Origin of the sequence: Armatimonas sp. (genome assembly GCF_043760365.1) — a bacterium.
GTDB lineage: Bacteria > Armatimonadota > Armatimonadia > Armatimonadales > Armatimonadaceae > Armatimonas.
Genome location: NZ_JAYUPA010000756.1, coordinates 1 through 10,018 on the forward strand (window position 1 = coordinate 1; position 10,018 = coordinate 10,018).

Annotated in this window: 10 protein-coding genes; 6 read left to right on the forward strand and 4 right to left on the reverse strand. The window is 59.2% G+C overall.

The window, feature by feature from the left end; all coding sequences use genetic code 11:
• The first annotated feature begins 80 nt into the window (after positions 1-80).
• The 4 genes from ACH2EH_RS18055 to ACH2EH_RS18070 are packed head-to-tail and all read left to right on the forward strand — an operon-like array spanning position 81 to position 4,385.
• The gene (locus ACH2EH_RS18055; protein ID WP_395143780.1) at positions 81-1,424 is read left to right on the forward strand and encodes an adenylate/guanylate cyclase domain-containing protein; all 1,344 of its coding nucleotides are present in this window, start codon (positions 81-83) and stop codon (positions 1,422-1,424) included.
• Positions 1,425-1,471: 47 nt separating this feature from the next.
• Positions 1,472-2,560 carry a prenyltransferase/squalene oxidase repeat-containing protein gene (locus tag ACH2EH_RS18060; RefSeq protein WP_395143781.1) on the forward strand — a complete coding sequence of 363 codons (1,089 nt, stop codon included), beginning with the start codon at positions 1,472-1,474 and terminating at the stop codon, positions 2,558-2,560.
• A 12-nt stretch (positions 2,561-2,572) separates the two neighbouring features.
• Positions 2,573-3,106: a gamma carbonic anhydrase family protein gene (locus ACH2EH_RS18065; RefSeq protein WP_395143783.1), complete on the forward strand. Its 534-nt coding sequence runs from the start codon at positions 2,573-2,575 to the stop codon at positions 3,104-3,106.
• A gap of 7 nt (positions 3,107-3,113) precedes the next feature.
• Positions 3,114-4,385: a hypothetical protein gene (locus ACH2EH_RS18070; protein ID WP_395143785.1), complete on the forward strand. Its 1,272-nt coding sequence runs from the start codon at positions 3,114-3,116 to the stop codon at positions 4,383-4,385.
• Positions 4,386-4,411: 26 nt separating this feature from the next.
• On the opposite strand, the gene ACH2EH_RS18075 is transcribed toward ACH2EH_RS18070, so the two are convergent.
• From ACH2EH_RS18075 to ACH2EH_RS18090, 4 genes are all read right to left on the reverse strand, one after another.
• Complete coding sequence (locus tag ACH2EH_RS18075; RefSeq protein ID WP_395143787.1) at positions 4,412-5,065, reverse strand: DUF1559 domain-containing protein; 654 nt, start codon at positions 5,063-5,065, stop codon at positions 4,412-4,414.
• A 120-nt stretch (positions 5,066-5,185) separates the two neighbouring features.
• Positions 5,186-5,785 (reverse strand): beta-lactamase hydrolase domain-containing protein, encoded by a 600-nt coding sequence (locus ACH2EH_RS18080; RefSeq protein ID WP_395143788.1) that lies wholly within the window; start codon positions 5,783-5,785, stop codon positions 5,186-5,188.
• Positions 5,786-6,098: 313 nt separating this feature from the next.
• Entirely contained in the window at positions 6,099-7,877 is a 1,779-nt protein-coding gene (locus ACH2EH_RS18085; protein ID WP_395143790.1) for an ATP-binding protein, read from the reverse strand.
• The gene (locus tag ACH2EH_RS18090) at positions 7,859-8,716 is read right to left on the reverse strand and encodes a winged helix-turn-helix domain-containing protein (RefSeq protein ID WP_395143792.1); all 858 of its coding nucleotides are present in this window, start codon (positions 8,714-8,716) and stop codon (positions 7,859-7,861) included. Before ACH2EH_RS18090 ends, ACH2EH_RS18085 begins: the two co-directional genes overlap by 19 nt.
• A 184-nt stretch (positions 8,717-8,900) precedes the next feature.
• Between ACH2EH_RS18090 and ACH2EH_RS18095 the strand changes: the two genes are divergently transcribed.
• A complete protein-coding gene (locus ACH2EH_RS18095) occupies positions 8,901-9,626 on the forward strand; it encodes a hypothetical protein (protein ID WP_395143794.1) in 726 nt (241 codons plus the stop codon).
• Positions 9,623-9,952, forward strand: a complete 330-nt coding sequence (locus ACH2EH_RS18100; RefSeq protein ID WP_395143795.1) for a hypothetical protein — start codon at positions 9,623-9,625, stop codon at positions 9,950-9,952. The genes ACH2EH_RS18095 and ACH2EH_RS18100 overlap by 4 nt, the downstream gene beginning before the upstream one ends.
• Positions 9,953-10,018: the final 66 nt, after the last annotated feature.

Here is a 10,018-nt window from a genome sequence, read left to right on the forward strand (position 1 = left end):
TGAGCTTTCTGTGCCTGTTAGTAACTCTCAGATTAGCTTCACAGTAGCCATACGGCCATAGGTAATTTTACTGGAAACATATGTTCGTCCGTACAGTGGATATCGAGTACGCGCAGAGTGGCTCCACGACGATTGCTTTTCAGGTGACGGGTGAGGGGCCACCGCTTGTCTGGGTGCCTGGGTTTATCTCCCATGTGGACATGAACTGGGAGAGTCCTTTCTATCGTCATGGTCTGGAGCGCGTCTCGCGCTTTGCCCGTGTGGCCACTTTTGATAAGCGTGGCACGGGCCTCTCCGATAGATCGGTAGACTTTGGCTCGCTGGAAGAGCGCATGGACGACATTCGTGCCGTGATGGACGCGGCGGGCTTCGCGCGTTGCGTGCTCTGCGGCTTCTCGGAAGGCGGGCCACTGTCTATTCTTTTTGCAGCGACGTATCCCGAACGGGTCGAAAAACTGGTGGTCTACGGCTCGTATGCACGGCTGGCTTGGGCACCGGACTATCCGATTGGCCGCCCGGACGAAGCCGCCGCCGCGTATGCGAGTAGGGTGCAGGAGCAGTGGGGCACCGGCAATGTCCTGCGCCACTTTGCCCAGCACGCACCCGATCCTGACTCCGAGCTGCGGGTCATGTCGCGTCTGGAGCGCTACACTGCCACGCCCGAGATGGCGGCGCGGATCATGCGCCACAACCAGCTGATAGATGTCCGCGAGGCACTTCCCCTGGTGAGTGCGCCCTCTCTGGTAATTCATGCCGCCCAAGACCCGGTGCTTTCCGTAGCACATGGGCGCTACTTAGCGGAGCGGCTCCCTAACTGTCAGCGCTATGTCGAGCTTGAGGGCGACTTCCATGTGAGCTGGCGCGACGAGCACCATGACTTGATTGTGGATCCCATTGAGGAGTTTGTGACTGGCCAGGTGACAAGCCGCGACGACTCCACGGAGCGTTTTCTCACCACGATTCTCTTTACCGATATTGTTGACTCCACCGCCCGTGCCCAAGCGCTGGGCGACGCGGCTTGGCGGAGCTTGCTGGATGCGCACGATAGGGCTGCGACTGAGGAGGTGGCACGCTTCCGAGGGCGGCTGGTAAAGTTCACGGGCGATGGTATTCTCGTCTGTTTCGACGGCCCCGCGCGCGCCGTCCGCTGTGCCCAGAGCCTTGTCGCACGCACACGCGCACTGGGCCTGGAGATTCGCGCCGGTGTCCATACGGGCGAGTGCGAGGCGCGCGGCGAGGATCTGGCAGGAATTGCAGTGCACGTGGCTGCCCGAATCATGCTCTTTGCACAGCCCGACGAGGTGATTGCGACACGCACGGTCAAGGACTTGGTAGATGGCTCTGGTCTCGTCTTCCAGGATCGGGGGCTGCAATCATTTAAAGGCGTCCTCAATGAAATTCAGGTCTTTGCCACGACGGCATAGTGGCATAATGGCATAATGGCATAATGGCATCTAAAGGTTGACGAACTATGATGAAACGAATTTTGCTCGCGGCTCTCACGTTCTTCGCGCTGCTCACCGTGGCGCGGGGAGGCAAGACGGATCAAGTGGCAGCCCCCACCGATGCCAGCCTACGCGCTGCCGTCGAGAAATCGCTGCCTCTGCTGGCGGCGGGAGCACGCGGCTCGGTCGAGAAGCGGGCGCAGTGTTTCACCTGCCATAGCCAGGGGCTGACGATTCTTGCACTCTCGGCGGCGAAGGTGCGCGGCTTCAAGATAGACGAGGAGGAGCTGCGCAGGCAGGTAAAGTTCACGGTGGATTTTTTGGAGACCAACCGGAAGCAGTATCTTGTCGGAAAGGGACAGGGCGGCCAGATAGACACGGCGGGCTACGCGCTCTGGGCACTTGATGCGGCGGGCTGGAAGCCGGATGCGACCACGGGGGCTGTGGCGGAGTATCTCCTGCGCTGGCAGAGTGAGCTCGATTACTGGCGCCCGACCTCGCGCCGCCCCCCGACCCAGCAGAGCCTGTTCACCTCAACGCATGTCGCTCTGTACGGTCTGAAAGTCTTTGGCACGCCTGAACAAAAAGAGCGCCAAGCACTACGCTTTGCACAGGTGCGCACGTGGCTGCTCAAGACACCCGCAGTAGATACTGAGGATCGCGTGTTCCGTCTGCGTGCACTCCAGACGGCGGATGCCCCCGAGGCGGAGCTTCGCAAAGCGGCGCAGGAGCTGGCGCAACAGCAGAAACCAGACGGCGGCTGGGCACAGAACAACACGATGGACACCGATGTCTACGCCACCGCCACGGCTCTCGTCGTGCTGAATGAGGCGGGGGGACTTGCCACAACCGATGCGTCTTACCGAAAGGGCCTACGCTATCTCCTCGAAAAGCAGCTCCCCGACGGCTCCTGGCACGTCGTCACACGAAGCGTGCCCATCCAGACCTACTTTGAGTCCGGCTACCCGCATGGCAAAGACCAGTTTATCTCCGTAAGCGCCGCCGCCTGGGCGACCACCGCACTCGCACGGGCGCTGCCCACAACGAACCGCCCACAGGAACGTGGGCGGAATCCCGTGGGGTCGGAATCCCGATGCGCGGCTTGCACACGGTAGAATCTAACCACTATGGCTCTTTCGTATTACTTAGAAACGTTTCCAAAGCTCGCTGAGCGGGTCTTCGTGCACGACTCGGCGCAGGTGATTGGGGATGTGACCCTGGGCGAGGATGTTTCTATTTGGTGCAACGCGGTGCTGCGCGGCGATGTGCACAAGATTGTGATCGGACGCGGGACGAACTTCCAGGACTTGGCGATGGGGCATGTCACTCACGCGGGCTATGGCGGCTCGAAGGGCGCACCGCTGATTATTGGAAGCTATGTTACGGTGGGGCACTCGTGCGTGTTGCACGGCTGCACGATTGGCGATGAGTCGCTGATTGGCATGGGCTCGATTGTTCTTGACAATGCCGTGATCGAGAGTCACGTGATGCTCGGGGCCGGGAGCCTGGTACCGCCTGGGAAAGTGCTGGAGAGCGGTTTTCTCTACCTGGGACGGCCCGCCACCAAGATCCGGCCCCTCACCGACGCCGAGATCGCGTTTCTGCGCTACTCCGCGGAGAACTACATTCAGACAAAAGACAACTACCTACACACGGTATAATTCTCGTATGCTTTTTTCAAGACTGTCCCAACAAAGAAGTGACAAACCAGCCCGAAATGAGCTGATCACCCCGATTCGCAATGAGACCTTCAATAAGCGCGGCACCGCCAAAGAGCGCAAGCAGGGTGGCAATCCCCGCACGGCCAATGGTGTCTTCGCCTTCGATGGCTCGATGGATGGCAACCGGCAAGTGGACCCACAGATCGCCGTGGGCAATGGCTTTGTGCTCCATGGCACCAACAGCGGCCTGATTATCTACGACACCAAAGGCAATTTTATTCAGGGCGTCTCTCAGAAAGCCTTCAACGATGGCATTGACCCCAAGCTGTTCTTCGATGTCCATAACAAAGTCTTTGCTTTTGATCTCTGGTGGTACTACGACCCGGCGAAGACAAAGCCCGTTAATATCTCTGTTTCCGAGACCGCGGACCCAAGGGGCGCATGGAATACCTACCCGATCTCGATCACACAGGCCGTGGACGGCGGCGGTAATGGCTACAGCCGCAAGTGGCTGGGCTATAGCTTCCCTGGTGGCCCCGAGCGCACGATTGTGATGAAGATGGCCGAGCTCAAGTCCGGAAAGCCCGCCACCGCGTGGCACTTCGCGGGCAGTCTCGGGCACCCCGTCAACACGCTGGACCCAATAGACGACCTCTACTTTGTGGACTTGACCGACCGCGAGATAGTGATTACGCGTGTGGCAGATGCGGGCGACGGCACCCCGAAGATCGCGTCGGTGACGCGCAAGCCCCACGGATTTACGCACTTTGGTTGGCCGCCGCAGTCGCCGCAGAAGGGCACAGGGCAGAAGACCTCGTCGGGGGATCGCAACCCGAAGAACCTGGTGATTCAGAACAAGCACCTCTGGTTCTCCCACGTGGTGGAGTTCGAGGGCCGTGCCGCCGTGCAGTGGCACCAGCTCACGCTTGACGGCATCGAGGTTCAGGGGGGGCGGATCGCGCACCCTACCAACGGCTACATCCAGACCACGATCGCGGTCAATAAAAACAATGATGTGCTGATCGGCTTTCAAGAGACCGGCCCCGAGATGTTCATCAGCCCGCGCTACGCCACGCGCAAGGCCAGTGATCCCAAGGGCACCACCCGCCCCGTGCAGAGCCTCGGCGAGGGCGAGGGCGCAACCGATGGGGTCGCGTGGGGCGACTATTCCTGCACCGTGCTAGACGGCGACAACCGCACCGACCTCTGGACGATCCAGAGCCGCGCCAACCCCAAAGGCCGCGGTGAGTGCGTCATTGCCAAGATCACCGTCAAGTAAGCCGGTTCTGGCCCAGAGTATGGAGTTTATTGTGGCGATGCCTTCGTCGTAGCCGTGGGGATGTCCCAAATAAACTCTTTCCGGTTGGGATTGGGGTAGGTTGGCGTGGAGCCATCAGCGAAGACAACATTGGAGCGGCCACCGTGTCGCTCCTTTGCCATGTCCGCTACACCGCCAGAAAACGAAGGGCCAAGGGCATTGGTTTCGAAGAAGGCGACGGTTTTGGTGGGGTCGTTGATCTCGGCGAGCTTTCGGCCACCCAGCGCTTTGTTCATCCCGTAGCTGCCCTTCGTCTTTACTGCTGGGCATGTCAATGGCGTTTTGAGGTAGGGCTTCAGTGCCGCTTCCCAGCTATTAGCTGGTGGGAAGGTGCCGTCGTAGTCTTGCACGTACTGCATCATCGCCACGCCGAGCTGCTTCATATTTTCGCGGCAGGCGGTATTGCGCCCAACCCGTTGAGCACACCCGAAATGCATCAATCCTCCTAGATTGAGAAACATGCTCTGGAGAAAGAGTAGCCAAAGAACGATGAGTGCGAGGAGAATCCGATGCTCCCGTAGATCCTGCCAGCGCTTGGTGAGAAAATACAGGGCAACGCCTAGCCCGACGGCGACGACAAAGGGAACCAGGCCCCAGCTCGTGTGGCTTAGAGCGATAAAGAACGCGTCATCGTCATTCATGTGTATTAACCACAGATCTGGATTAGCCCCGTGAGGAGAGAAAGGATATAGCCGAGAACGACACCTACCCACACCCCGGAAATAACGACAGCCACTCTGCCGAGCACTGCCCAGTAGCGGCTATTTTTTCGCTGTGTCTCCACTTGATCTGCCTCCTTTGGTGTTTCCCAAACCGGCATCCCGCCGGGAAACCCGAGATTTGATGGATACTTTTAGATCCTCAATCGAATAGCCTGTGCCACTTGCGGCTTGATAAATACCCTCTGCACTCCGACCTGAGCGTCGCGATGCCTCAGCAAGGCTCCACGCACGTGTCGCTCTACGACCACTTCGACAGTACAGGAGGAACGGAGGTGGCGAGCTACTCAAAATCTCGGAGAGCTTACGGACAGCATCTTCCGGCACGGCATCGCCATGAGGAATAGGAACGTAAAAAAAGGAAAGTGCATTTTTTTGTGCCTCCCTCTCGATCACTTTTGAGGAAGCTTGACCGTCCACCTCGCTATCGGGGCGAAAATCAATCAGGGTCTTATAGCCTGCCTGTTGAATTGTGCGCAGTTGTCGCTGTGCAATCTGCGCGGTGACCTCCACGTCTGGGGTAAGCGTTGTGGTTTTCGGGGCGCGGCCATGCACCAGGCGATCGTATACCAAAGGAGCGACCACGATTGCCGTTCCCATCAACATACTAATGAGAAACAAGTGTTGGTTCTTGAGCTTCATTGTCGAGGTATCTTTAGTGCGTCACAAGCATCCTTGAGATCACTATAAACGCACCATCGTCACTTATGTGTTAAGTGTAACACATCGGAGAAAAGAGTGACGAGGAGGTTTTAGGCAAGTGGACAGGTTGGGCACGGGGCGCTCCGGCTGGGCAAGCCGCTCCACCACGAGCCCGGAACTGGCAGATCATCAGAGCCTCCTTGAAGTGAGCACACGCCGAGGCATAGTCGTTGATAACGAAACCTGGTAGTGCAAGATAAAATTCAGCGACGACTACCAGAGCTTTGGCATCCATCTCTCCAGCAGTCAAAGATTAGGTGAGGCCGCCATCCAGCGCCAGTGCGATAGCCTGCTCCCGTGTCAGCGCACGACCCTCTGCCCACGCGGCATCGAAAGCGGGATTATCGCCAAGCGTCGCGCGAATGGCGGCGACCTGTCCCGCCTGCCTTTCATGTGCTTGGGAGGACTGGGGCGAAGCGATTTGCTCCCGTAGACTCTCCACCGCGCCCCAGAGCTGAGAAGCCAGAAGGGGAGCGTTCGTGACAGCACGCAGCGCCGCCAGCTCTTCCAGGGAGAGAGCGATACTCAGGGGGTTACCGAGCTCCCGCTTTATAGCAAGGCTCTTTTTGTGGAGCACTTGCGCCAAAGTGTAGTCACCTTGGTAGTAGGCTACAACTCCTAGATTTCCCAGGGAACGGGCGATGCCAGTCGGGTTACCCAGCTCCTGCTCGATTGCGAGACTCTCCCCATACAAAGCCTGGGATGAGGCATGCTCGCCCTGGTAATAGGCCACTCCCCCCAAATTGTTCAGTGAGTTAGAGATGCCTTGACGGTCACCCAGCTCTCGCTTGAGAGCGAGGCTTTCTTCATATAACTTACACGCCGAGACATAGTCCGACTGATCCTGGGCCAAATTCCCCAAATTGTTCAGCGCCATCGCAATGCCCTGCCGATCATCCAGCTCTCTCCTTAGAGCCAGGTTCTCCTCGTTGAGTGCACGCGCGGAAGCGTAGTCTCCTTGCATTCGGGCAAGCACACCTGCCCCTTGCAGTGCCTTTGCACGAACCAAGGGAACTCCCCCTTCATTGCTTAACAGCACTTTAGTGAGATATTCGCGACCTTCAGCAAAGTAACCATGTACCACCCAAAACCGCCAGAGTGCCCCCGTCAGACGCAACCCCAGCGCACCAGTTTGGGGGAATTTACAGCTCCAGCTCAGCGCCGCACGAAGATTGTTGTGCTCCAATTCAAGGCAGTTGAGCCAGATCCCCTGCTCCGGGCCGGTGAGGTTTGGCTCCGCAGCTTCGGCCAGCGCCAGAAAGTGCGCGAGATGGACTGCGCGGAACGCTGCCTCGTCGCCGCTCTCGGCAAGGCGCTCGTGGGCAAACTGCCGAATCGTCTCCAGAAAGCGATACCGCGTTTCGTCGGGGCGCGGCTCCACAATCACCACCGACTTCTCCACCAGGCTGTAGAGCAGGTCCCGCGTGTCGGGCAGAGCGCCCACGGCTTCGGCGGCTTCAATCGTCCAGCCACCGCGAAAGACCGAGAGGGCGCACAGGAGGTTCTTTTCCCCCACGCTAAGCAACTGCCAGCTCCAGCGCAGGGTCGCCTCCAGGCTCTTTTGGCGCGGGTTCTGGTCGCGCCGCCGCCCCTCCAGCCAGAGCACTTCTTTTTTGAGCTGCCCCCGTAGCTCTTTGAGCGAGAGCACGCGCACCCAGGCCGCCGCCAGCTCGATGGCGAGGGGCAGTCCGTCCAGAAGCGTGCAGATCGCCGCGATCTCGCCCTGGTTGCCGGAGTTTTGCACGAAGTCGGGGCGCACGGCGCGGGCACGATCCATGAAAAGCTCGACGCCCACGGTCTCCGCCAGCGGCTCGACCAGTGCCTGCTGCTCGCCCTCGACTCCGAGGGGTTGGCGCGAGGTGGCAAGGATCACCAGCTTCGGGCAGGACTCCAGCAACTGCCGCACCACCCGCGCCGCGCCAAAACGCGATTTTTCTTCGTCCGCGTCGTCTGCGATATCGCTGGGGAGAAGATGCTCCAGGTTGTCTAATATCAGGAGCACTCTGCCCGGAATCACGTTGATCGTCGCCACGAGCTGCGCCAGCGGGTCGGCGGCGGGGGGGCGTCGGTGAGGGCGCGGCGCAGGGTGGGGACGATGAGCGACGGCAGCGGAAGCTCGGCCAGGGAGGCAAAGACCGTCCGCGCAAAGGCGTCGTAGCTTGCCCGTGCCACCTCCAGCGCGAGCCGGGTCTTTGCCACGCCGCCAGGGCCAAGCAGCGTGATGAGGCGAGTGGTTTGCAGCAGCTCCCCAATGGCGTCGCGCTCTTTCTCACGGCCTAAAAACCGGGAGAACGCCACGGGCAGCGGGTCGGCGGCAGCGGGTGTGGTAGTCACGGTTTCGGTAACCGCAAGCTCGGGCAGGCTCTCGCTTGCCTCTCGCGCCTGGTCGGCGAGGGCTTCAAGGCGTGCTTGTTCGTCGAGTGCCCAGTCATCGTAGATGCCCGCTAGCGGCGGTGCCCAGAGCGCGAGTGCTTCCTGCAGAGCCTCCTGCCGCTCCGCACTGGCCAGCCGTGTGTGCAGGCCACGCTTGACAAGCACCTCGAAGCGCCGTGCGTCCACCCCGACTCCCTCGGCGCTGAGCTGCACGGTCGTGTGGTTGGCGATAAAGAGGTCTTTCCCACCGCCCGGCTCAAGCTGCCTGCGCAGAATCGAGAGCGTCGTGCTGAGATTATTACGCCCGACGGCGGTGTCTACCTCGGGCCAGAGCAGCTCGATGAGAAACTCACGCGCGTGCGCCTTGCCTGCGTGGAGCGCCAGATAGGTGAGCAACAGCGCGGCCTTTTGCGTCCGGAACTTCATCACCGGCTCGCGTCCATCGGCGAACGTAACGGCGATCTGTCCTAGAACCCGCACCTCGCACCGTGTTGTCATGGCCTCCATTGTACAGGCTTTACGATGCTGTTAGGAATTGGTATAGACCTCAGCGTTATAACCTAAAACATGAAACACAACCAAGGGACAAGAACCCTATCCGCTCTGCGTCTGTCGGTCTTGCTCGGGGTTGGCCTCTTGTTTTCTCTCTGCCTCACCCGCCCAGAGTCAGGATCAGGCCAGCATGACTTCCTTTATGGGACGCCTGACACCCGAGTACGTCCAGTCGATTTCTGGCAAAGACGACGTACTGCAAAAACTGCTTTTAGAGATTTTTGAGTCGGACTGGACAAATGCCAAGGAGTGCCTGCTCTTCGACCGCTGGCCTTTGGGCAAGACCGTCAAGGCTCCCCTCCACAGCGCCAGCCTCTCTCTCATGGGCGAGCTGGTCAAGCTACGAACCCGAGTTTGCAATGCGGTTGCCCGCACCACCCAGCAAACCATTCTGCAGCAGCTGCAGCAAGAGCCACTCACGGCAAGCAATCCTCTGCATCTGGCGGGTCTCGATGCCGCGTTTCGTCTGGAGGTCGCTAGTGGGAGCGCGGAGCTGACATCGGATATTGACGTTGCCTCCGGTGGCCTGAACACCGAGATTGCGGTACGGCTCTTCAATGCGAACTTCCGACAAGCGTTGCGAGTGAACTGGGATCCGGCCACGGTCTTTGACTACAATGTCTATGCCGCCGACTGGATCTTCCCACAGAATTTTGTGGATATGGTGGATGGCAAAAACACCGACCGCACTCCGCGCCCCGAGAATATTCTTGCCACTGACTCGGGGGAGAGCCCACAGACCGATGTGTCTAACGCGAGCTTCGAGGGCGCTGATCTCTCCAACTGTATCGACATGGGGGCGTATACACTTGGCACTCCGTTTGTTCCCCCGACGAAAGGTTCCTATAAACAATGAAACACGCTCATTTTTCACTCACTTGTCTCCCGGTGATTGCGCTCCTGGCAACCGCCAGCGGTGCACACGCAAAACAGGCAGACCCCCGAACCAACGACGAAAAAGTGATGGATGCCATTACCCAAAAACTCCGGGTAATGGTAGGAGAAGATGCCACTCGACGAGGCAAGGTGGGGAGTACTACCCTGATTCTCTACCGTCCCGGTCTGGTGATCACTCTCTCCGAGGAACAGAAGACAAACCCCATGGAGATAGCCACCTATCTCAATCTTGTCTGTAATCGCCTTCCTGCGGCCACTGTACGGACGAACATATGTTTCCAGTAAAATTACCTATGGCCGTATGGCTACTGTGAAGCTAATCTGAGAGTTACTAACAGGCACAGAAAGCTC

What these genes read in the sequence shown, in the direction of transcription:
- ACH2EH_RS18075 (WP_395143787.1), bottom strand. Translation starts at nt 5,065, where the DNA reads ATGAATGACGATGACGCGTTCTTTATCGCTCTAAGCCACACGAGCTGG.
- ACH2EH_RS18055 (WP_395143780.1), top strand. Translation starts at nt 81, where the DNA reads ATGTTCGTCCGTACAGTGGATATCGAGTACGCGCAGAGTGGCTCCACG.
- ACH2EH_RS18060 (WP_395143781.1), top strand. Translation starts at nt 1,472, where the DNA reads ATGATGAAACGAATTTTGCTCGCGGCTCTCACGTTCTTCGCGCTGCTC.
- ACH2EH_RS18100 (WP_395143795.1), top strand. Translation starts at nt 9,623, where the DNA reads ATGAAACACGCTCATTTTTCACTCACTTGTCTCCCGGTGATTGCGCTC.
- ACH2EH_RS18090 (WP_395143792.1), bottom strand. Translation starts at nt 8,716, where the DNA reads ATGACAACACGGTGCGAGGTGCGGGTTCTAGGACAGATCGCCGTTACG.
- ACH2EH_RS18065 (WP_395143783.1), top strand. Translation starts at nt 2,573, where the DNA reads ATGGCTCTTTCGTATTACTTAGAAACGTTTCCAAAGCTCGCTGAGCGG.
- ACH2EH_RS18080 (WP_395143788.1), bottom strand. Translation starts at nt 5,785, where the DNA reads ATGAAGCTCAAGAACCAACACTTGTTTCTCATTAGTATGTTGATGGGA.
- ACH2EH_RS18070 (WP_395143785.1), top strand. Translation starts at nt 3,114, where the DNA reads ATGCTTTTTTCAAGACTGTCCCAACAAAGAAGTGACAAACCAGCCCGA.
- ACH2EH_RS18095 (WP_395143794.1), top strand. Translation starts at nt 8,901, where the DNA reads ATGACTTCCTTTATGGGACGCCTGACACCCGAGTACGTCCAGTCGATT.